At 54.3% G+C, this 21,975-nt stretch carries 21 protein-coding genes, 1 tRNA gene and 1 riboswitch; of the genes, 11 read left to right on the top strand and 11 right to left on the bottom strand.

Going from position 1 to position 21,975, the window contains the following annotated elements; translation table 11 throughout:
• The first annotated feature begins 14 nt into the window (after positions 1-14).
• Genes NM686_RS17525 through NM686_RS17505 form a run of 5 tightly spaced genes read left to right on the top strand, consistent with a single transcriptional unit; the run spans position 15 to position 3,596 of the window.
• Positions 15-662, top strand: a complete 648-nt coding sequence (locus NM686_RS17525) for an HAD family hydrolase (RefSeq protein ID WP_269021877.1) — start codon at positions 15-17, stop codon at positions 660-662.
• Positions 655-924, top strand: a complete 270-nt coding sequence (locus NM686_RS17520) for a hypothetical protein (RefSeq protein ID WP_255189140.1) — start codon at positions 655-657, stop codon at positions 922-924. The genes NM686_RS17525 and NM686_RS17520 overlap by 8 nt, the downstream gene beginning before the upstream one ends.
• Before the next feature lie 53 nt (positions 925-977).
• A complete protein-coding gene (locus NM686_RS17515) occupies positions 978-1,334 on the top strand; it encodes a hypothetical protein (protein WP_255189139.1) in 357 nt (118 codons plus the stop codon).
• A complete protein-coding gene (locus NM686_RS17510) occupies positions 1,306-2,835 on the top strand; it encodes a carbon-nitrogen hydrolase family protein (RefSeq protein ID WP_255189138.1) in 1,530 nt (509 codons plus the stop codon). Before NM686_RS17515 ends, NM686_RS17510 begins: the two co-directional genes overlap by 29 nt.
• Before the next feature lie 50 nt (positions 2,836-2,885).
• Complete coding sequence (locus tag NM686_RS17505; RefSeq protein WP_255189137.1) at positions 2,886-3,596, top strand: phosphate signaling complex PhoU family protein; 711 nt, start codon at positions 2,886-2,888, stop codon at positions 3,594-3,596.
• 68 nt (positions 3,597-3,664) lie between these two features.
• Here NM686_RS17505 and NM686_RS17500 read toward each other — a convergent pair whose 3' ends face one another.
• The 7 genes from NM686_RS17500 to metG form a co-directional block, all read right to left on the bottom strand.
• Entirely contained in the window at positions 3,665-4,420 is a 756-nt protein-coding gene (locus tag NM686_RS17500; RefSeq protein ID WP_255189136.1) for a hypothetical protein, read from the bottom strand.
• Positions 4,421-4,619: 199 nt separating this feature from the next.
• Entirely contained in the window at positions 4,620-6,209 is a 1,590-nt protein-coding gene (locus NM686_RS17495) for an alkaline phosphatase (RefSeq protein WP_255189135.1), read from the bottom strand.
• A 167-nt stretch (positions 6,210-6,376) separates the two neighbouring features.
• Positions 6,377-7,033 carry a thiopurine S-methyltransferase gene (locus tag NM686_RS17490; RefSeq protein ID WP_255189134.1) on the bottom strand — a complete coding sequence of 219 codons (657 nt, stop codon included), beginning with the start codon at positions 7,031-7,033 and terminating at the stop codon, positions 6,377-6,379.
• Between the two features lie 214 nt (positions 7,034-7,247).
• The gene (locus NM686_RS17485; protein ID WP_255189133.1) at positions 7,248-7,397 is read right to left on the bottom strand and encodes a hypothetical protein; all 150 of its coding nucleotides are present in this window, start codon (positions 7,395-7,397) and stop codon (positions 7,248-7,250) included.
• Between the two features lie 382 nt (positions 7,398-7,779).
• Positions 7,780-7,856 (bottom strand) — tRNA-Arg (locus NM686_RS17480).
• Between the two features lie 58 nt (positions 7,857-7,914).
• Positions 7,915-8,475: an RnfABCDGE type electron transport complex subunit B gene (locus NM686_RS17475; RefSeq protein WP_255189132.1), complete on the bottom strand. Its 561-nt coding sequence runs from the start codon at positions 8,473-8,475 to the stop codon at positions 7,915-7,917.
• 6 nt (positions 8,476-8,481) lie between these two features.
• Positions 8,482-10,500 (bottom strand): methionine--tRNA ligase, encoded by a 2,019-nt coding sequence (gene metG, locus NM686_RS17470; RefSeq protein ID WP_255189131.1) that lies wholly within the window; start codon positions 10,498-10,500, stop codon positions 8,482-8,484.
• Positions 10,501-10,732: 232 nt separating this feature from the next.
• Between metG and NM686_RS17465 the strand changes: the two genes are divergently transcribed.
• Positions 10,733-11,134 carry a hypothetical protein gene (locus tag NM686_RS17465; RefSeq protein ID WP_255189130.1) on the top strand — a complete coding sequence of 134 codons (402 nt, stop codon included), beginning with the start codon at positions 10,733-10,735 and terminating at the stop codon, positions 11,132-11,134.
• A gap of 50 nt (positions 11,135-11,184) precedes the next feature.
• Here the strand turns inward: NM686_RS17465 and NM686_RS17460 are convergent, their stop codons facing one another.
• The 3 genes from NM686_RS17460 to thiC all read right to left on the bottom strand — a co-directional run bounded on the left by NM686_RS17460 (position 11,185) and on the right by thiC (position 17,141).
• Complete coding sequence (locus tag NM686_RS17460) at positions 11,185-13,167, bottom strand: CHAT domain-containing protein (RefSeq protein WP_255189129.1); 1,983 nt, start codon at positions 13,165-13,167, stop codon at positions 11,185-11,187.
• A gap of 1 nt (position 13,168) precedes the next feature.
• A complete protein-coding gene (locus tag NM686_RS17455; protein WP_269021876.1) occupies positions 13,169-14,698 on the bottom strand; it encodes a metallophosphoesterase in 1,530 nt (509 codons plus the stop codon).
• Between the two features lie 574 nt (positions 14,699-15,272).
• Positions 15,273-17,141 carry a phosphomethylpyrimidine synthase ThiC gene (gene thiC, locus NM686_RS17450; RefSeq protein ID WP_255189127.1) on the bottom strand — a complete coding sequence of 623 codons (1,869 nt, stop codon included), beginning with the start codon at positions 17,139-17,141 and terminating at the stop codon, positions 15,273-15,275.
• A gap of 32 nt (positions 17,142-17,173) precedes the next feature.
• A riboswitch (TPP riboswitch) is annotated at positions 17,174-17,284 on the bottom strand.
• A gap of 198 nt (positions 17,285-17,482) precedes the next feature.
• On the opposite strand from thiC, the gene NM686_RS17445 reads away from it, so the two are divergent.
• Positions 17,483-17,887 carry a hypothetical protein gene (locus NM686_RS17445; protein WP_255189126.1) on the top strand — a complete coding sequence of 135 codons (405 nt, stop codon included), beginning with the start codon at positions 17,483-17,485 and terminating at the stop codon, positions 17,885-17,887.
• Between the two features lie 3 nt (positions 17,888-17,890).
• Here the strand turns inward: NM686_RS17445 and ispB are convergent, their stop codons facing one another.
• Positions 17,891-18,895, bottom strand: coding sequence for an octaprenyl diphosphate synthase (gene ispB / locus NM686_RS17440; RefSeq protein ID WP_255189125.1), 1,005 nt, complete (start codon positions 18,893-18,895; stop codon positions 17,891-17,893).
• A gap of 210 nt (positions 18,896-19,105) precedes the next feature.
• Here ispB and rplU point away from each other — a divergent pair, with 210 nt between their 5' ends.
• The 4 genes from rplU to proB all read left to right on the top strand — a co-directional run bounded on the left by rplU (position 19,106) and on the right by proB (position 21,945).
• Positions 19,106-19,417, top strand: coding sequence for a 50S ribosomal protein L21 (gene rplU / locus NM686_RS17435; RefSeq protein ID WP_013819936.1), 312 nt, complete (start codon positions 19,106-19,108; stop codon positions 19,415-19,417).
• Between the two features lie 17 nt (positions 19,418-19,434).
• On the top strand, positions 19,435-19,692 hold the full coding sequence (rpmA, locus tag NM686_RS17430; protein ID WP_255189124.1) for a 50S ribosomal protein L27: 258 nt from the start codon (positions 19,435-19,437) through the stop codon (positions 19,690-19,692).
• 86 nt (positions 19,693-19,778) lie between these two features.
• Positions 19,779-20,837: an Obg family GTPase CgtA gene (cgtA, locus tag NM686_RS17425; protein WP_255189123.1), complete on the top strand. Its 1,059-nt coding sequence runs from the start codon at positions 19,779-19,781 to the stop codon at positions 20,835-20,837.
• Positions 20,824-21,945, top strand: coding sequence for a glutamate 5-kinase (gene proB / locus NM686_RS17420; RefSeq protein WP_255189122.1), 1,122 nt, complete (start codon positions 20,824-20,826; stop codon positions 21,943-21,945). The genes cgtA and proB overlap by 14 nt, the downstream gene beginning before the upstream one ends.
• Positions 21,946-21,975: the final 30 nt, after the last annotated feature.

The following is a 21,975-nucleotide window of genomic DNA, read 5'->3' as shown; positions in this document are numbered from 1 at the left end:
GAGTAGAGGAAATTATGATGAATGTACCTTCGCTTTTATTGTTCGATCTCGGCGGGGTATTGATAGACAGTTCGGTATTCCAGCATTTGAATCGTTTATTGGATAAACCGCTGGAAACCAGCGCTCTCAAGGCGCGCTGGCTATCATCTCAGTCGGTGCTCCAATTCGAGAGTGGAGCCATGACGGCTCATGAGTTTGCCGAAAGTTTCATTGCCGAGTGGGGGCTCAGGCAGAGGCCCAACGCCTTCTTGCGGGTTTTTGCGTCCTGGCCGCGATATTTTCATCCAGGTGCCCGCGAAGTTCTTGGGATTTTGCGCACACGCTACAAAATTGCTTGTCTGAGCAATTCCAATCCCTTGCATCATCAGCGATTCTCCGGCTTTGCAGACGTATTTGATCTTGCGCTGTTCTCTCACCAACTGGGTATGGTGAAGCCCGATCCCGAGATTTTTGCCGTGGCCTTGCGCGAATGCAGGGTGGAGGCGGGCGAGGTATATTTTTTCGACGATTGTTTGTTCAATGTCTATGCCGCGCAAAGCCTGGGCATGAGCGCGTTTCATGTCGATGGCTTTGATGCGTTGCTGGCGGTCTTGAACCGTCAGGGCTTGGTGCCGGGCAATCGAGCCGTCAATCCCGATTTTGAGGCCTTGGAAAATGGATAACGACACATTGATAAACCAGGCCAGAAAACTTTATGCCACCTTGCTGCTTAAAAAATACCGACTGACCCTGGAAGGAAAGAGCCCGATCGATCGTCTGAATCAAATGATCAGATCGGCCTATGGCCGTTATCTGCGCCGCTTGAATCGTTGCGTGATCTGTTATCGGCAGCGCTTGCATGATTGCAATCGCGAGCCTGGAAAGGATCATACGCCTTGCGAGTTTAGGCAGTCTTCATCGGACCGCTGTCAGCGACATTCATAAAACTGTCACATTCGCTGCTTAATCTGTCGGCAACCCAATTTAAAGTTGCCGATATGACACTAAAGGCTGAATTGACCCACATCGTAGAAAGCCAGCGGTTGACGGAATTTCTGCAAACGCTGATGCTAAACCAAAGCTTCATAGGTCTGCGGGATACCGACTTTCCGTGCCATGCTCATAGAGCCGGTTCATTTTCCATTCGCGGCACGCCCTTTAAAGAATCCGTTTTTGTGTTTAGCCATAGCGGTGCTCATGCCGAGATGGCGATGGTTTTGACGCTACTGGAAGAAATCACCCAGCAACCGAGCCGGCATCCGATGCCGTGCAAAAAATCTCGACCCAATGCCATCGGTAGCGGTTTGAACGGGAGCGATACCTGCAATGAAAAAAACCAAAAACAAAAAGCATAAATTGTTGCTGCGGCACTTGACGCTGGAAGACTATCCGCAAATTGCCGACATCATGGAGCAGGTGTACGGCAACCTGGGCGGAGCCTGGAAAAAAGATCAATACGCCGCGCAAATCAACCGTTTTCCGGAAGGGCAGATCGGCATCGAGGACAATGGCGTGCTGGTGGCGGCGGGATTCTGCATGATCGTGGATTACAGCCGGTTTGGCGACAATCACACCTACGCCCAAATCACCGACAATGGCTACATCACCCACCACACCCTCAATGGCGACACCTTGTACGGAGTCGATATTTTCGTCCATCCCAAGCATAGAGGCTTGCGCCTGGGACGGCGATTGTATGTGGCGCGCAAGGAGTTGTGCCGTACCTTCAATCTGCGCCGTTTCATCGCCGGCGGCCGCATTCCCGGCTATGCCAAATACGCCGATTCGCTGACGCCGGTACGCTATATCGAACAAGTCAAGAGCCAGGAAATTTTCGATCCGGTGCTGTCGTTTCAATTGGCCAATGGCTTCCACGTGCGGAAATTGTTGACTGGCTATTTGCCGGTGGATGTCGATTCGCACGGTTACGCCACCTTGCTGGAATGGATCAATCTGGATTATGTCGAAAACCTCCCAAAGCTCGGTCATCCCAAAAGCGTGATTCGCCTGGGCGTGGTGCAATGGCAGATGCGCCGGCTGACCAGCGTGGACGAATTGCTGCAACACGCCGAATTTTTCATCGATGCGGTCGCCGGCTATAACGCCGATTTCGTGTTGTTTCCGGAGTATATCAGTGCGCCGTTGATGGGGCTGTTCAATGACAAAAATCCCGCCGATGCCATACGCGCCTTGGCCGGATTCAGCCGCGAGATTCGCAATGGCTTGCTGGAAATGGCGATGTCCTACAACATAAACATCATCGCCGGTTCGATGCCGGAATACAGCAATCGCGAGTTATACAACGTGTCGTGGTTATTGCGGCGCGACGGCACTTTTGAAGCGCAATATAAAATCCATAATTCCGTCGACGAGGTCAGTTACTGGGGCATGAAAGGCGGCGATGCCTTGAAGGTGTTCGACACCGACTGCGGCAAGATAGCGGTATTGGTGTGCTATGACTCGGAGTTTCCGGAACTGGCACGCCTGGCCGCCTTGAATGGCGCGCAGATCATTTTCGTGCCGTTCTGGACCGACACCAAAAATGCCTATCAACGGGTGCGTTATTGCGCGCAGGCGCGGGCGATCGAGAACGAGTGCTATGTCGCCATCGGTGGCAGCGTCGGGAATTTGCCGCATGCGGAAAACATGGATATTCAATATGCCCAGGCCGCCATTTTCAGCCCGAGCGATTTCGCCTTTCCGCACGACGCCATTCTGGCCGAAGCCACACCGAATACCGAAATGACCTTGATAGCCGATGTAAATCTGGATTTGCTGAAACAGACGCGCAGCCAGGGGGCCGCGCGCAATCTCGCCCACAGGCGGCTTGATTTGTATCGGCTGGAATGGATTTGACGGAGATCCTGGTTTTCATTTTTCCCGATATTGTGACTATCTGACAAGTTATGAAACTGCATACCGACGCCCGCGCCAGGCCTCATATATTCAATCAATTCGATCAAGAGTTGCAGGAAGTCCATCGTTTGGCGGTGGAAATGAGCAGTTTGATCCTACGGCAATGGGAATGCATGACCGAAGCCATGGATGAAGCAAATCTGGATTCGGCGTTGCAGGTCGTTGCCCAGGCCGCCGAGGTGCGCGCTTACGAAACCAACATAGATCATGCCATTTTGACGCTGTTGGCCAAGGAAAATCCGGTCGCCGGCGATTTGCGCATGGCGCTATCGATTTCAAAAATTTCAGCGGTGATGAAATATCTGGGCAATGAAATAGCCGAGATGGCCAAGTTGAGCCTGACCTTGTACGAACCCAGAAACGGTACGCCTACCACGCAAATGCTGATTGACATCGTCAAGATATGTCGAGACATGCAAGGTGTGTTGGGTAGTTTGATGGGTGTTCTGGACGGCTTGGAATCGGGCCCGGCGCATGGGCTGTTGCAAAACGAGGCCGGTACTTGCCAAGGCATCCAGGAAGCCATCAAGCATCAATTTGCTTTTGTCCACCGGGATTCGCGCCAGATCAGGCCGGTGCTGACGCTGTTGCAAATTCTGAACTCCCTGGAAATTTGCTGTGATCATTGTAAAAATCTGGCCGAATACAGCATCTTCATGATCGATGGCCAGGATGTCCGGCATTTTGCCTTGGCCGATTAGGCACAAAAAACGCCTATCCCGTCAGGATAGGCGGTCATGCGTTGACTACGCCCGCTGATGCAAACCGCTCAGTGATGATGCGCGTGTCCCATCTGCGCTTGCACTTTAATCACAAACGGGTCGTATTCCTTGTCGCCCAAATCGGCATAATCGATGACCTCATAAGCATCGGACGGCGTCGGTTGCCAGGGAGCCGCGGACAGCGCGTAGGCATTGAGCAATTCGGTGCGTTCGGATGCCTGTGCGGACCGGCTTTCGACCAGAATCGGCAAGGCCATGTCCATGCGCATGACGATATGCCAGGCGGTTCCATTCACCGTGCCTTGATAGTCGCGGATGGGAAAGCCTTCGGACCACTCGATGTCGCTGGCGCTCAATTGCTGCAGCAGGCTTTGATCCAGTAACCATGACAGTTTGTGCCAGGACGGTGCCGCCTGCAGCATTTTTAAATCGTCCTGCTGAAATTCTATCGCCCGCTGATCGGCATGGTATAGCTTGCGGTGGATGATGGCACGGCCATCCTGTTGCCACGATTCCCCCACGTCGAGCTGCGGCCTTTCTATGTCGATCTGCTTGCTGTTGCGCCAGAAACGCCAATGGACTGGGCGGGTTTGGGCTTCGTGCTCATCATGCGAATGCTCATCTTCGTCGCTTTCACGCGTCGTCAAAAATTCCGCCGCGACAGCGGGTAACGTAGCCGACGTGGGTTCGATGATAGTGGCATTTGCCGTTGGATACGTTGAGGCAGTGCCACAACCCGCGATGACGGCTATGGCGATGAGGCTTATGGCTGGGAATACGGTCTTAAAAACAGGCTTGTTCATGGTTCTTCAAATTTACGCTCAAAAAAAATGCCGCTATTCGGTGTGCATCGGCAAAAAGAGGTCTGCGACGAAGGGTTGCCGTCCGGCGGAACAGGGGCTCTTGTCCCGTTGCCTCAACGGCCTTGGATAACTTGCCGAATAGTCAAAAAAATCAGGGACGACGAGCGTCCCTGAGCGGAGAGGAAGGGTGTAAAGCCGATTAATGCCAGCCCAGCGCGTCCGCCATCACGTGATAAATTGCGTTTTGTTCCAGCGTGCCGCGCACCAGATAAGCCCCCGGACCGTCGGCATAAATGGCGACTTCCTCGCCGGCATGGGTTTCCGATCCCATCGGCACGGTGGCTTCCTGCAGGTAGTTCGGATTGGTGGTGTCAATCGCGGTCAAGTTGGGACGCAATGCGTTGCCGGCGTAGGTCGCGGTCACGGTGCCTTCGTTGGCCGGATTGAACTCCTTGCGTTGAGCGCCCCCCGTCCAGCCGGGGCCATTCGCGTATGACAAGGTGGTGTAAGGCAAACCCAGGGAGTCGGTCAGCTCGACGCCATCGACCGCGGTTTTACCCAAGATGGGATTACCGCGCGAAGGATAGCCCGCGATGGTGAACACATGGCTGTGATCGGCCGTAACCAAGATCAAGGTGTCTTTGTCGTTGGTGATGGCTCTGGCTTTTTTGACGGCGTCTGACAACGCGATCGCATCGGTCAGGGCGCGGTAGGCATTGCCGGCGTGATGCGCGTGATCGATGCGGCCCGCTTCAACCATCAAGTAATAGCCTTTTTTGTTTTTTTGCAGAATCTGGATGGCTTTCTCGGTCATGTCCGCCAATGAAGGTTCGCCGGCGGCATCGTCCTTGCGGTCCGCTTCGTAACGCATATGCGAACGTTCGAACAAACCCAGCAAATGCTCGGTTTTCTTGGGGTCTATTGCATCGAATTGGTCCTTGTTCCAGACGTATTCCGAATTGTTGTATTTGGATAACCATTCCAGGGTCAAATCCCGGCCGTCTTTGCGGCGGCCTTTTTGGCTGGGATATTCCGGATCGGGCTGGTTATTGGGTATGAAATAGCTGCGGCCGCCGCCAATGGCTACTTCCAAACCGTTACCGTAAGGAAATTCCAGCAGTTGCCGGGCAATGTCCTTGACGCTGGCGTTCGCCGGCAAGTTGCTGTCGGCTTCCCAATCGCGGTTGGAAATATGCGCGTAGTTCACGGCCGGCGTGGCGTGGGTAAAACGAGCGGTCGTGACTACGCCGGTAGACATGCCGCGCTCTTCGGCGCGTTCCAGAATGGTCTTGACGCTATGCGCGGCCGTGATGTCGGCGCTGGGTTCCATCCGATCGATGTCTTGATCGACGGAAATGGCGCCATCGTTGGTTTTGATGCCTGTCACCATGGCGGTGGCGGTTGGCGCCGAATCGGAGGTTTGTTGATTGGCGCTGGCCGTGACAGACAATGCCAGATTAGAGAACTTCTCGAAGCCCAAACGATTATATTCACCGTCGCGCCCCTGCAATTGTCCTTCCAAGATGCGGGACGCCGTCACGGTGGAAACGCCCATGCCGTCACCGACGAACAGAATCACGTTTTTGGCTTTGCGCAATTTGGGTAAATCGCTTTTATTCAGTAAAACCGCGGATTGGCCGGCCTTGAACCATTCGGTTGCGGACGTCGGCACTTGATCCGATTGGCCGGGTTTATGATCTCTGGCTATCGCGTCGACCGATAATGTGGCGCTCAGCGCGCCCATGCCGATGGCCAAAGCTTTTAGACGATAATTGATTGGATTTTTCATGTTCTGCTGCACCTTGGAGTTTGCGAAGAACGTCCACTTTAGCCGGCCGATGTTACAAATCCGTTAAAGATCGACAAGCGGACTCAGGCGGCAGCATCAATGATTTGAATGTCTCCTCTAACTGGTATGACAGGACGAGGTTTGATTTGAAAGCAAGGTGGCCCGGTTTAGCGGACGAGCAGGTGGTAAATATTCTCTTCCAGCCTGCTCAATCCTCTTTGCTTGAAGTGCGCTTCGTGGGTTAACACGTCCTCGCTGGCCAGCAACTCGATGTCGCACCAATGGCCAAACAGGCTGTCTATCTCCGCTCTGTTTACGCTGAAGGGCGGGCCCGGCATTTCATGCTGAGGATAGTCGAACGTGATCATCAGTATCTGTGTCTTCGGCGGAACCAGGGCCGCTAGATGCATGGCGTATTCGACGCGCATGTCGGGCGGCAGGGCGACCAATGAGGCGCGGTCATAAACCGCTTGAATGGGGCCTATGTCAGTCGGTCGCAACGCAAAAAAATCGCCGCACAGGATTTTCAGGCCATCAATTTCGTTGCTGGAAAAGTTGCCTTGATTATTCACCAGAGGTTGCAGACCGTTTTCCGAGAAAAAGGACGCCACGGCCAGCGGACTCAACTCAACGCCTACGACGAAGTGGCCCAGCGTTCGCAACCACAACAGGTCGTTACTTTTGCCGCAAAGCGGAACGAATACGCGATCCGCCGGATTCGTCTTGAGCTTGGGCCAATAGCGTTGCAAGAACGGGTTGGTTTCCTGTTTGTGAAAACCGATCTGATTTTGTTGCCAACGTTCATGCCAGAATTCGTGCTGCACGGTTTTGCTCCGAAATTAGATGACAACTGATGCTAACATGGCTTCAGGCGGTTGCCGAGAAATGACTGCGGCTGTAATGGTCAAGCCGCCTGGCGTTATAGCCGCCAAAGCATTATCTTCCTGAGCGTGTGGAAGGGCTGGTCATGATGAACAAGGGCTTCGACAGGCACGACTCGAACGGAAGAGAATAAATTAGCATTTCCCTGGGCAAGGCCTATTCCGGTTTTTTACTGGTCTTGTACCACCAGGAGCCCGCCAAGGCCGTCACCCCGGCTATAAAGAACAGCGCCATGGACGGATGTTGATATACCGTATCGAAAAATGCGCCAATGAATTTTGGCATGCCGCGATAACAAGTTCCCATAAGTCGCCCCTTATTAAAAATGGTTTAGGAATATGTGAGAAATAAGCCAGGCAATGGTAGATCCGAATTCATTCGCACCGTGCGGATAAATCCGCGCCTACACCGAATACTTGCATAGGTTATTTCATGTTCATTCCTTAGCTTATTTCTGAACGATAGGATTGTCCAGTTCCGTTACTTTATTAAGTTGCTCGAAAAAATTGTCGCGGTCCGGTGGTTTTCGTGACAGGCAACATGGGGACCTTTATGGGCAAGGCGCATAACAGACAATTCACCGTGATTTGTTAGCCATCAGCAGAGGATTTTTAAGCTCTCTATGCCGCCTAACTCGACGGGTGAAAGTATTTCAAGTGGCTGATTTATTCAGACGTTTCAATTTTTATGGCGCGCCCGAGAGGATTCGAACCTCTGGCCTCAGCCTCCGGAGGGCTGCGCTCTATCCAGCTGAGCTACGGGCGCAAATGATGAGAAGCGGCATTATAAAGCCAAATGCGACTTTAGTCATTGCCTGAGCGGATTAAAGTTGAGTTTTTGTTTTGAGCTTGGCCAGCAGTTGTTTTTGTTTGGCCAGGCGTTCGACTTTTTCGGCTTCCTGTCTGGCCAGGCGCTGATTTTTCAGTTGATAGCGGCGTCGGCTGCGCTCGGCGTCTTCGCTTGTCCATTCATTGGCTTGCGCGGGGATCATGCTGATGCAGGCGACCGGACAGGGCGCGACGCAGAGTTCGCAGCCGGTGCAAAGGGCCGCGATCACGGTATGCATGTGTTTGGAGGCGCCGAGTATCGCGTCGGTCGGGCAGGGCGGCAGACATTTGGTGCAGCCTATGCAGTCGGCTTCGTTGATCACTGCGACCAGTCTCGGGCCTTCCGTGCCGCAGCTTGGGTCTAATGGTTTGGCGGCAACGCCGAGCAAATCGGCCAGCTTGGCGATGCCGGCCTGGCCGCCCGGCGGGCAGTGATTGATGTCGGCTGCGCCCTGAGCCATCGCTTCCGCGTAAGGCTTGCAGCCCTCGAAGCCGCATTTGCGGCACTGGGTTTGCGGCAGCAGGGCGTCGATTCGTTCGGCCAGTGTCAAGGACATCGGTAATTATTTGACCCGCATGCCCGGTTGCGCGCCCGCGTCCGGCGACAATACCCACAAGTCTTTACCGCCGGGGCCTGCGGCCAACACCATGCCTTCGGACAGGCCGAAGCGCATTTTACGCGGTTTCAGGTTGGCGACGACCACGGTCAGTTTTCCGACCAAGTCTTCCGGTGCGTAGGCCGATTTGATGCCGGCAAAAATGCTGCGGGTTTCGTCGCCGATGTCGACGGTCAGATGCAGCAGTTTCTCGGCGCCTTCGACGTGTTCGGCTTTCAGGATTTTGGCGATGCGCAGGTCAATCTTGGCGAAGTCGTCGATTTCGATGGGTTCTGCGATCGGATCGAAGCGTTTGGCTGGCGGCGTCGGCGCAGTTTTTTCCAGATTTTCCTTGGAAGCCTCTACGATGGCGGCGATTTTTTCCGGTTCGACGCGGGTCATCAACGGGGTAAACGGATTGATCTTGTGCGCAACCAAGGGCTTGGCATCAGCCGGCCAGGCTTGGGCTGGAAGGTTCAAAAAGGCTTCGGCGTTGGCGGCCAGGGCCGGAATCACCGGTTTCAGATAGGCTACCAGCATGCGGAACAGGTTCAATGCCACGCTGCAAACATCTTGCAGTTCTTGGTCCTTGCCTTCTTCCTTGGCGATCAGCCAGGGCTTTTTGTCGTCGATGTACAGATTGGCTTTGTCGGCCAGCGCCATGATCATGCGCATGGCTTTGCCGAATTCGCGGTTTTCGTAGAGCTCGGCGATGTCGGATTCGGCATCGACAAATTCCTGGAACAAGTCCGGTTCGACGCAAGTTGTCGACAACATGCCGTCGAAGCGCTTGTTGATGAAGCCGCTGCAGCGGCTGCCGATATTGACGACCTTGCCGACCAGATCGGCATTGACGCGCTGTGTAAAGTCGTCGAAGCTCAAGTCGATATCGTCGACGCCGGAACTGAGTTTGGCGGCGAAGTAATAGCGCAGGTACTCAGGATTCAAGTGGTCCAAATAGGTGCGGGCCTTGATGAAGGTGCCGCGGGATTTGGACATTTTTTCGCCGTTGACGGTCAAGAAGCCGTGGGCGAAGATCGCGCTGGGCGTGCGGAATTTGGCGCCGTGCAGCATGGCCGGCCAGAACAAGGCGTGGAAATAGATGATGTCCTTGCCGATGAAATGATACAGCTCGGTCGTGCTGTCCTCACTCCAAAATTGGTCGAAATCCAGGCTCTTTTTGTCACACAGAGCTTTGAAGCTGGCCATGTAGCCGATGGGCGCGTCCAGCCAGACATAAAAATACTTGCCGGGTGCGTCAGGAATTTCGAAGCCAAAATAGGGCGCGTCGCGGGAGATATCCCATTGTTGCAGGCCGTTTTCCAGCCATTCGGCCATCTTGTTGCTGACTTCGGGTTGTAAATGACCGGCCCGGGTCCAGTCGGTCAGCATGTCGGCAAAATCGTTCAAATTGAAAAAGTAATGCACCGAATCCTTTTCGATGGGCTTTTCGCCGGAAACCGCCGACACCGCGTTTTTCAGTTCCATCGGTGAATAGGTCGCGCCGCAGGCCTCGCAGTTGTCGCCGTATTGATCTTGTGCGCCGCATTTGGGGCAATCGCCCTTGATGAAACGGTCCGGCAGGAACATGTTCTTGACCGGGTCATAGGCTTGGGTGATGCTGCGGCTGCAGATATGGCCGCCGTCACGCAGGCGTTGGTAAATCAGCGCGGACAAGGTTTTGTTTTCTTCGGAATGGGTGCTGTGGTAATGGTCGAAAGCTACGCCGAATTCGGCGAAATCGGCCCGGTGTTCTTGTTCGACTTGGGCAATCAGTTGCTCCGGCGTGATGTTTTCGCGGTCGGCGCGCAGCATGATGGGGGTGCCGTGGGTGTCGTCGGCGCAGACGTAATGGCATTCGTGGCCGCGCATTTTTTGGAACCGGGCCCAGATGTCGGTTTGGATGTATTCGACTAAATGGCCCAAATGAATGGGGCCGTTGGCATAGGGTAAGGCGCTGGTGACGAGAATTTTTCTGTTGGACATGGACAAAAACGGCTTGAAAATCGAGGGGCGGATTATGTCATAAATCCGCTGGGGTTTCATGGCAGCTGTTGCCCGCGTGCCCAACAGGACGTGTTTATCGCTTGACACGTTTTTATCAGTGGTTAGGATGACCGCGCGCCGACAAAATCCTTTTTGTTGGCTAATGGGGTAACGAAGGTCGGTGAAAGCTGTTTCGTTGCAATGGCTTAAAATTAAAAATCAGGTGAAAACCATGAAAAAAACCTTGTTTATGGCGATGGCGCTGTTGATTTCAGGTACGGCCGTGGCCGCGACCGATCACTATGTGTTGCGTGATGGCAATCATGTCTACCACATGAAGATTACCAAAGTAGGCGAAGACATTCGGGTAAGCGCCGACGTCGATTTCGAACCGAGTGCCGATGAGAAAGGCAAGCATGCCTGTTCGGCGGAAGTGTCGGGCGAAGCGAAGATGGTTTCTGAAACAGAACTGGTCATGAAAAAGCAGATTCCCGGCGAAACCCATTACTGTTCCTTGAAGGTTCAGTTGACGCAAGACGGTGCCAAAATCGAGCAGTCGGACGATTGTAATTATTTTGCGGCCGGCATTTGCCACTTTACCAGTGACGGCAAAGAGCTGCTCAAGGTGAAATAAATCCCGCTTCTCCGGACACGATGCCTTGTACTTGTGTCCGGGGAGTCTGCTCAAGCCGCTGGAGGTACTTTATCGCCCAGCGATTTGAGTGCTTCCCTGGCCAGGTCATCCCACAAAGGATTGCGCCAATAATTCAAATAACGCCTGAACTGGCGTTTGGTTGAAAACAAAGGGAAAGTGTCAGCGGCTACGATCTCGCGCATTTCCTTGCAGCAACGCCTGATTTCGCTTTTGGCGTGTTTTTGTTCCATTTCATCGGCGTATATCGGGCTCAACAGGTGTAATTCCGCGAGTGTGCCGAGCGCATAGATCCGCTCTTCTGGTTTGGAGTTGCGATATTGCCATTGTGAAATTTCGTGCGCGGCGATCCATAATTTTCCATAGTCATCCCGTAATTCAGCAAAGTCGGTTTCTCCATTGAGATTTTTTAGTATGGTCATGAGCGATAAATGCTGGGTGATGGCCCAGTTATTGGTTGGATCGGCCTCCAATGCCGCGCGGTAAAGGTCGCGCGCGGTTTCGTAGGCTTTTATGCTTTCGTCGTCTTTTTTGATTAAAAAGTAGGCAATGGCGATGCGTTTCTCGCTGGCCGCGCCGATGCCGAGGCGTTCCGCCTTTTGTTTTTGATTTTCGGTCGTTATGGGCAATTCATCATGCCATTTCTTCAGGTCGCAACGAATCGATTCGCAAAGGCTTTCCAACTCGGTGATGCGATTGGCATCGAGTTTGTCCAGAGGTTTGCTGGGTTCGCCCTTGTGATCGACACCGACTAATTCGTCTATTCGGGCGAATTTGACATTCATTTTTCGCCGGGTCTGCTGGTCACGAAAGCGACTGACTTGCTTGTCAAAATCCCACGGAACCGCCGAATAAGCGATGATGCTGGCCCAGTCGTGAGTGCCGGGGGAATCGGTTCGCAGTCTTTGCCTAAGTTCATAGAGTACCCAGCGAGGGTCTTTGCCCTTGAGCAAGCCGTTATAGAGTACCTTGGCGGCAATGGCCGATGCTTTCATCCACAAGGGAAACTGCGAGGCGATGACCCAGGGAATGCCCGCGGCGTTCAGTTCATGGGCGATGCTGCCGCCAGGCGTGATGACCGTGTTGACGTTTCCCGAGTCGCACGTGGCGAGCGTGACGAGCGTCGGACGATTTCGCGTGGTGCCAGACGCGTCGTGGGCGGTCAGGGCTATGGCAAGGCGTTCACCATCCACGATGTCCGTGGTTTGATCGAGTTCCTTGCAGAGAGCGAGCCCGTAGCGTTCCTCGCCCGCATTCTTGAAGGTGGCGCCGTGGGCCAGGATATGCACATGGGTGTATTCGTTCTTTGTGCACTCTTTGCGTATTTGCTCCAGACTTGCATTGGGTAACACCGTCAGTAATTTTTTGACTTCCGGCAACCGCTCGTTGTCGTTGTCTTTCTGTTGTACCCAGGGATCAATCGCCTCGCGCAATGCCTGCAAATGAGCCTGGGCCGGCACGTACAAACCGTCGGGCGCGGCAAAGGCGAACAGGATGCGCGGCGGGCGGGTCCAATCGACTGGTGGTTGTTTGCCGTGTCTGACTTCGCGGGTGATGCTGATGGGCGTGCGCATTTGCAAGAACAGCGGCGAGCCCGACCCTGGAAAGCCATCCGGCGCCACCGCGGCCTCGAACGGTATCATGCCCAATTCAAGTCCGGATAGGGCGAGTCTCAAATGGATCAGTTTTTTGTTTTCGACATTGGCGTTGCCTAATTCGGTGAGTAACGCCGGGACTTGGCTCAAGATGCTGCCTATGGTTTCGCCGATATCGCGGATTTCGGCTTGTCTTTGATCGTCCGTGGCAGGGTCCTTGCCCTGCGGATAGCGTAAGCGCGCCAAACGCATCAGCAGATGCCGATGTTCGAATGGAATCCGGATCGTTACCGGGCCATCGGCGCCGCATAACGCGATGTAGGGCGTCAGCGGCGACAGCAGCTGATTGTGGGCGGGGCCAGGGCGCAACAGCTCCAGCTTGACGTAGCCAATCGCGGCGGAGGTGTTGGTGGTTTTCATGTCAGGCCCTCGCGAAAGCTTTGATTTCCTTGGGTTGGCCTTTGCCGTCCCCTTCTATGTGCGTGAGGCGGCCAACCACTTTTCCGTGTTCCTTTTTTATCGATACGGCGCTGGTTTGATTCAGGACGAAGGAGGTTTTTGTTCCGGTGGCATCCGGAAACTGGGCGTCATCGATTAACTCCATGCGGCCCTGCTGATCGACCAGCAGATCGTAAACCGGCTTGAATGAGGCCTTGTCCTTCAGCATGGCATCGGTAAAGCGCAGCAAGCGTATCCAGGTGCCGCAATTGAAGTAAAAGCGGTTGTTCCCCATATCGATTGCCCGCTCCAGGTGGGTGTGGCCGGTCACGATGAAGTCTATCGATGAGCCTGCCGCGGCGGTCACGTCCTTGAAGGTGTCGTCCTTGTCATCGATGACGAAGGTTTTGTCGTTTTTCAACCAATCCTGCAAGGCTCTGCGCAAGGCTTCGTCTTTGCCCACGCCTCTTATCCACCCGGTTAAACGGTCCCAGATCAACTCCCCGGTGCCTAATGCTTCTTCTGGCGTTGCCACCAACGCGGCCGGATTGTGAAGATTCTTTTCGGCATTCAACAGCATGTCGTCGACGCTTTCGGCGTCGTGGCCTTGCTGAGCTCGGACGCCGGCCGTTAGATTCGGGCCTAGCAGTTGTTCGAGTCCGAGCGGAGTCGTTTCCAGCTCGGCATGTGGCTTGAAACCTTCCGCCGAAAGACGCTGGTCTACTTGCTGGCTGCCTTTGGACTTTTCGCCGACGATGGATAGCAATTTTGTGATCTTGGAGGCCTGCGACGGGTCCAGCACCACTAGCGTACCGACGGCTGCCGTGGTTTCGGGCTTCAACAGATCTATCCATTTATAGGTCTTCTTGATCTCGTTCATGACTTCCTTGACCATGCGGGTGCCGGCATTCGGGCACCATTCCTTGGGGTCGAGCGGTTGGTCGGCGTTCAAACGCCGGGAGACCTTGGCCAAATCCTCGTAGCGGTTGTAATTCCAGGCATCCACTTCGTTGCCGTGGGTGCAATAGACCTTGGCATCGCCGACAGTGCAGGTATAACCGGCGCCCGTGGTGGAAAACACGATGCGGGCTTTTTTCACTAAATCATCGCCCGCCAATCGCCAACTGATCAGGTTTTGTAAGGTCGGGAAGGCCATTTCAATGTCATGGTTGCCGATCACGAAAACCAGGGTGCGGCCTTCTTGGGCGACGAATTCGGCCAAGGCGTCCCAGATCCCGCTAAAGGCGTCATCCTTCATGATGCGATGGATTGTCGTGACGGCATCGTCGATCGCTACATAGCCTTTGATATCCTCCGCCAACGTGTCGAACACATCGCCATTCAACACCAGTGCCACTTTGCCATCTGGGGCTTGTTGGGCGACCCAAGCGATATAGCCGGCCAGCCGCCCTGTTTCTCGCAGGATTTGAAAGCCCGGTTTGCCGCCCATGTGGATATCCGAGATCACATGCAGTTCGTCGTATTCTGGGAATTCTTTGAAATCAGTCATCATTGATCCTCGCTTAGTGACTTTGTGGATTGCGGGATGTTTCGGCTGGAGCTGTAAGGAATATAGAGTCGCCTGGCTCGATATCTCGGTCCCGCTGAGTGAACGGGCTTTGAGCAAGCATAGTAGGCTTTCTAAAAAAGTGAAATGATCGGCAAATCGCGGAATGGTTTGCCAAGTAAAGCTTTTTGCCTCGGCCATCGATAAGTCCGAGGATTGATGGGGCCGGCCGTTTATTTGAGAAAGTGTGGGCGTCCCGGTTTGGAAAGAAGATGGATAGGCAAGCGAGAAGGGCTCCCCTGCAAGGCACAAGAGAGCTTTTGGAGGCGCTGAATCCGTTTACACTTAGACAGGATTTCGTCAGAAATTGGTTCCCATGCTCTGCATGGGAACCTGTTCAGGGACGCTCTAGCGTCCCGAACCGCAGAGCGGTCCAGGCTGCATTCTCACCCAGAGCAAGGGAACGATGGTCCCGGAGTGCGGGAAATTATTTTCAATCAAATCCTTAGCCTTCGGCTGGAATCAGAAAGGCCTTGTCGGCTGGTTCAATTCGAACGGATGGGGTGAGTCGGGGCTAACCTTAAACTTCGTGGTAAATTGCCGCGCCTTCCTTCAGGAATTGCTCGGATTTTTCTTCCATGCCTTTTTTCAGTGCTTCTTCTTCCTGCAGGCCCTTTTCCTGGGCATAGTTGCGAACATCCTGGGTGATTTTCATCGAGCAGAAATGTGGGCCGCACATCGAGCAGAAGTGCGCGACTTTGGCTGATTCCTTCGGCAAGGTTTCGTCATGGAACGAGCGTGCCTTTTCCGGGTCCAGCGCCAGGTTGAACTGGTCTTCCCAACGGAACTCGAAGCGGGCCTTGGACATGGCGTTGTCGCGAATTTGCGCGCCGGGATGGCCTTTGGCAAGGTCGGCGGCATGGGCGGCGATCTTGTAAGTGACGATGCCTTCGCGCACGTCCTGCTTGTTGGGCAAGCCCAGATGTTCTTTTTGGGTCACGTAGCACAGCATCGCGCAGCCGTACCAGCCGATGTTGGCGGCCCCGATCGCGGAGGTGATATGGTCGTAGCCGGGGGCGATGTCGGTGGTCAAAGGTCCCAATGTGTAGAACGGTGCTTCGAAGCAATCTTCGAGTTGTTTGTCCATGTTGACCTTGATCATTTGCAGCGGCACGTGGCCGGGACCTTCGATCATGGTCTGCACGTCGTGTTTCCAGGCGATCTGGGTCAATTCGCCCAGGGTTTCCAGTTCGCCGAACTGGGCGGCGTCGTTGGCGTCGTAAATCGAGCCCGGACGCAGGCCATCGCCGAGCGAGAACGACACGTCGTAGGCCTTCATGATTTCGCAGATTTCTTCGAAATGCGTGTACAGGAAGGATTCCTTGTGGTGAGCCAGACACCATTTCGCCATGATGGAGCCGCCGCGGGAGACGATACCGGTCAGGCGTTTGGCGGTCAGTGGTACATGCTGCAAACGCACGCCGGCATGGATCGTGAAGTAATCGACGCCTTGTTCGGCTTGTTCGATCAGAGTGTCGCGGAAGATGTCCCAAGTCAGTTCTTCGGCCTTGCCGTCGACTTTTTCCAGCGCCTGGTAAATCGGCACGGTGCCGATCGGTACCGGCGAGTTGCGTAGAATCCATTCGCGGGTTTCGTGGATGTTTTTGCCGGTCGACAAGTCCATGATGGTGTCCGCGCCCCAGCGGATGCCCCACAGCATTTTTTCGACTTCTTCCTCGATCGAAGAGGTAATGGCCGAGTTGCCCAGGTTGCCGTTGATCTTGACCAGGAAGTTGCGGCCTATGATCATCGGCTCCAGTTCTGGATGGTTGATGTTGGCCGGAATGATTGCGCGGCCTCTGGCGACTTCCGAGCGCACGAATTCGGGCGTGATGAACGACTGGATATTCGCGCCGTAGGAAAAACCGGGATGCTGGCCCTGGTAACGGTCGCGCATCGCTTCCAGATTCTGGTTTTCGCGGATCGCAATGTATTCCATCTCCGGCGTGATGATGCCTTTGCGGGCATAATGCATCTGTGAGACATTGTGGCCGGACTTGGCGCGGCGCGGTTGACGGGTCAATTCGAAACGCAGGTGCGCGGTTTTTGGATCGTGCAGGCGCTCGTGGCCGTATTTGGAGGTCGGGCCGCTCAAGACTTCGGTGTCGCCGCGCTCTTCTATCCATTTGCCGCGCACGGATCCCAGGCCCTGGTGTAGATTGATGTCGATGTTGGGGTCGGTGTAAGGGCCGGACGTGTCGTAGACGAAGATCGGCGGGTTTTTCTCGGCGCCGAAATGGGCGGGCGTATCCGACAGGTTGATCTGGCGCATCGGCACCTGCATGTCGGGGCGGCTGCCCTGGATATAGATTTTTTCCGAGGCGGGATAGGAATCGATTCTTACGCTACTGCCGGTGTCGGTAGTAATTTCATTGCGGACAGCGCTCATGCTTATCTCCAAAATATCAATAAATCGCGAGCGCAGGGAAGATTTGGCTTTCCTACGCCGGCATTAACCGGGTCAGGTTCAAAGGGTTTTTCTCAGCTTTCGTGGTCATATCGTCCGAAACGAAAGCACCCCTAGCCTTCAAGGTAGTGGATTAAGGTAAATGATAAATGCTGTAAATGCAAGTTTGATCTAAAGGCGAATATTGATAAAAAGCTTATAAAACAATGGGTTTTGTCTGTGTTTCGTATTGTGGGCACGATGATTTGCCGGGCAAAATGGCGATGGGCTTCCCGTTGGCAAGGGTTTTAATATGTGCAATATTTTTTAATGGGGCGGGATGGATGAGGTCGACAAAAAAACGTTTCAAGTTGCTGTTAGCTGTGGTTGAACGGCAAGCGGCCGATTTGAGAGGGTTTGCGCAAGGTATTGCGTTGCTGGAGGATGTGGAGTCGCTGGCGAATAGGGCTTTATGCGCTTGCGAGTCCTTGAGATTACGCGTAGCCGAATTGCCTAAACAAGCGTTTGTTCAGCAGATTTTGCAGGAGGACGCGTTGCTGCGGCTTGATGAATTGGTCGATCAGGATGTGGTCAGCGAATTGGAGCGGCGCTTCGCGGGCTCGCTGCGGGGTGTCGATTCCCGTGAGCTCGGTGATTTGTTGCGGCAGTTGCTGGATAAGGTGGAGCAGCATGTCGCTCGGATGAGCGAAAGCATTCAGCAGCTTGTCGCGCTGCTGAATGCGGAATAAGCATCAATGTTGGCGTTGTACCGAGAATCTGGCCAATTGTTCCAGCGCGGTTTTGTATTCCGAACTTGGCAAGCAGGCTAAAGCGGCGATGGCTTTTTCCGCGGCCTGTTCGGCGCAGCGTTCGGTGTATTCGATCGCGTTGGTAGCTTTTACTATGGCATAGACGTCATTGAAGGCGTCGCGCGAGCCGTGGCGAATGGCGTCTATGATGGTTTGTGCTTGTTCAGTCGTGCCGTGCGCAATGGCGTAAATCAATGGCAAGGTAGGCTTGCCTTCGGCCAGGTCGTCGCCCAGGTTTTTGCCGAGTTCTTCGGTGCTGGCTTTATAGTCCAGCGCGTCGTCGATCAATTGGAAAGCGACGCCCAGTTGTTGGCCGTAAATTGCCAGAGCTTCTTCGGTGGCGGAATCCGCGCCGGAAACGACGGCGGCCAGGCGGGTTGCGGTACTGAACAGGATGGCGGTCTTGCGGGCGATGACTTCCAGGTATTTTTCCTCGGTCGTGTCGGGATTGTTGCAGTTCAAAAGCTGCAAGACTTCACCCTCGGCAATCGCGGTGGTGGTTTTGGACATGATCTCCATCACCCGCATGTTGTTGGTGCGCACCATCATTTCAAAGGCGCTGGAATACAGGTAGTCGCCGACCAGGACGCTGGCGGCATTGCCCCAGACCGCGTTGGCCGACTCCTTGCCGCGGCGCAAAACCGATTCGTCGACGACGTCATCGTGCAGCAGCGTGGCGGTATGGATGAATTCGATGACGGCAGCCAATATCAAGTGATGGTCGCCAGCTTTGCCGAGTGCTTTGGCGGCGAGCAACAGCAGCATTGGCCGCAGGCGCTTGCCGCCGTTGCCGATGATGTAGTGGCCGATTTGATTGATCAGTACCACATCAGAGCTGAGTTCGTTGAGAATCAATTGATCGACGGCGCTGGTTTCGGCCGCGGTCAGGTTTTTGATCGAATCAAAATCAATGGTTACCGAATCGGTGGATGAGTGTGCTGCTGTCATGTGAGTCGTAAAAAGTTCGTTCGGTAGCGCATGGCTTTGAGTAAAATGGCGGCCATGCTATTTATAATGGCGGGTACTGTCAATAGTATCATTGGCGTTGTCTGATTGGTGGCGTCAAAGCGGTGTAAATTTTGGTTTGACGGCGCAAGTGTTTGAAAATATAATCCGCTGTTCACTTTTAACAGATATATGCTTGATGGAGCTTGCGCGATGTATGCGGTAATTCAAACAGGTGGTAAACAGTATCGTGTCGCAGAGGGTACTACCTTAAAAATCGAAAAACTTGAGTTGGGCGCCGGCGACAGCGTAGAGTTTGACAAAGTGCTGATGGTTCAATCAGGTGACGCTGTAAAAGTCGGTCAACCTTATGTCCAAGGCAGCAAAGTCACTGCGACTGTGGTCTCTCAAGGTCGACACAAAAAAGTCCGGATCATTAAATTCAGAAGACGTAAGCACCACATGAAACAAATGGGGCATCGTCAATATTACACAGAAGTCCAGATTACTGGCATTTCTGCATAACACACGAGGTTTAGAAAATGGCTCACAAGAAGGCAGGCGGTAGTACCCGCAACGGACGCGATTCTAATGCTCAGCGACTGGGCGTGAAACGTTTCGGTGGTCAAGTGGTTAAAGCAGGCAACATTTTGGTCCGCCAACGCGGCACCAAATTCCATGCCGGCGACAACGTTGGCATGGGCAAAGACCACACGCTGTTCGCATTGACCGACGGCAAAGTGGTTTTCGTTGAGAAAGGCCCGCAAAACCGCAAATACATCAGCATTGCAGCCGCATAACATTTTTTGGCTGTGCTTAGCGCACAACTGATACGAAAAGCCTCGTTCTTCAGCGGGGCTTTTTTGTTTATACCGATTGGACAAGCATGAGATTTGTTGACGAAGCGGAAATCCGCGTAGAAGCAGGCGATGGCGGCAATGGCAAGGCCTCGTTCCGCCGCGAAAAATATATCCCTTTGGGCGGGCCGGACGGCGGCGACGGCGGTGACGGCGGCAGTGTTTATCTGGTAGCTACCGAAAACGTCAACACACTGGTGGATTTTCGCTACCATTCGGTACACAGGGCGCAGCGCGGCGAAAACGGCGGCAGCCGCAATTGCACCGGCAAGAAAGGCGAGGACTGTTTCGTGGCCGTGCCGCCCGGCACCATCGTCTATGAAGCCAGCACCGGCGAAAAAATCGGCGATTTGACCCGCATCGGGCAAAAGTTGCTGGTGGCCAAGGGCGGCTTCCATGGCCTGGGCAACACCCGCTTCAAGAGCAGCGTCAACCGGGCGCCGCAACAATTCAGCAAAGGTTCGGCCGGCGAGCATCGCATGCTGCGCCTGGAGTTGATGGTGATCGCCGATGTCGGCCTGCTCGGCATGCCCAATGCCGGCAAGTCCAGTTTGATTCGTGCGGTGTCGTCGGCGCGGCCGAAAGTCGCCGATTATCCCTTCACGACCTTACATCCCAATCTGGGTGTCGTGCGCATCGACGACATGCGCAGCTTCGTGATCGCCGATATTCCGGGCGTCATCGAGGGCGCCGCCGAAGGCGCTGGATTGGGCCTGCAATTCTTGAAACACCTATCCAGAACCGGGCTTTTATTGCACGTCGTAGACGTTGTTCCCTATGAAAGCGACGAAACGCCCGTGTCGGCGGCGCGCAAGATCATTCAGGAAGTGGAAAAATGGAGCGATGACCTCGCCAACAAGCCGCGCTGGCTGGTGCTGAACAAAATCGACAACGTGCCCGATGATGAAGTCGAGCAGCATTGCCAGGCCATCGTCGATGAATTGAGCTGGGATGGTCCCGTATTCAAGATTTCGGCACTGAAAAACCAGGGTACGCAAGAATTGATGTACGCGATCATGGAATTTCTCCAACAACAAAAAGCGCAGCAACAATTCCAGCTGCAGGAGCTTAGCGGTGAGCCGGAGTGATTTTCGTCTATCCCAACGTGTCGTCATCAAGATCGGCAGTTCGCTATTGACCGACGGCGGTAAAGGTTTGAATAAAACCGCCATCGCCGGCTGGGTTGCGCAAATGGCGACGCTGAGTCAACGCAGTGTCGATGTGGTCCTGGTATCGTCCGGTTCGGTGGCCGAGGGCGTCAGCCGCTTGAAATTGAAAGCGCGTCCCAAGCTATTGCACGAATTGCAGGCGGCCGCATCGGTCGGGCAAATGGGTCTGGTCCGCTGTTTCGAAAACGAATTCGGCCAACACGATTTGTTGGCCGCCCAAGTCTTGCTGACCCATGACGATTTATCCGACCGCCAGCGTTATCTGAACGCCCGCAGCACCTTGCTGACCTTGCTTGATTTCGGCGTGGTGCCCGTCATCAACGAAAACGATGCGGTAGCCACCGAGGAAATCCGTTTCGGTGACAACGACACGTTAGGTGCCCTGGTTGCCAATTTGGTCGAAGCCGACTTGTTGATCATCCTGACCGACCAATTGGGTTTGTTCGACGCCAATCCCAGCCTGAATCCCGACGCCAAGCTGATTTCCGAGATCAGCGTCAACGAAAGCCTGTTGGATGAAGTGGCCGGCGGCAGCATCAGCGGCCTGGGGCGCGGTGGCATGTACACCAAGGTCAGGGCGGCACGCTTGGCGGCGCGTTCCGGCGCGGCGACGGTGATTGTTTCCGGCAAGCTCGAGGACGTCATAACCCGTGTGTATCAGGGTGAAGCACTGGGAACTTATATGATTCCGAATCTGGAACCGTTGGCCGCCAGGAAGCAATGGCTGGCCGGCCAATTGCAGGTCAAGGGTAGCGTCACATTGGACGACGGTGCGGTGAATAGCCTGAAATCGGCCGGCAAGAGCCTGCTGGCGGTCGGCGTCAAGGCCGTGCAGGGCAAATTCCAGCGCGGAGACCTGGTGTCGTGTCGCGACTTGCAAGGCCACGAAATCGCCCGCGGCTTGATCAATTACGGCGCCGACGAGACGGCCAAGATTGCCGGCAAATCCAGTAGCGAGTTCGAAAAACTGTTGGGTTATGCCGACGAAGCCGAATTGATCCATCGCGATAATATGGTATTGATTTGATCAGCGGCGGATGGCGAGGCTGTTTATAAT

Source organism: Methylomonas rapida (assembly GCF_024360925.2).
Classification (GTDB): Bacteria; Pseudomonadota; Gammaproteobacteria; order Methylococcales; family Methylomonadaceae; genus Methylomonas; species Methylomonas rapida.
Note: the sequence above shows the minus strand (reverse complement) of the source record. Positions and strands in the feature narration are given on the sequence as shown.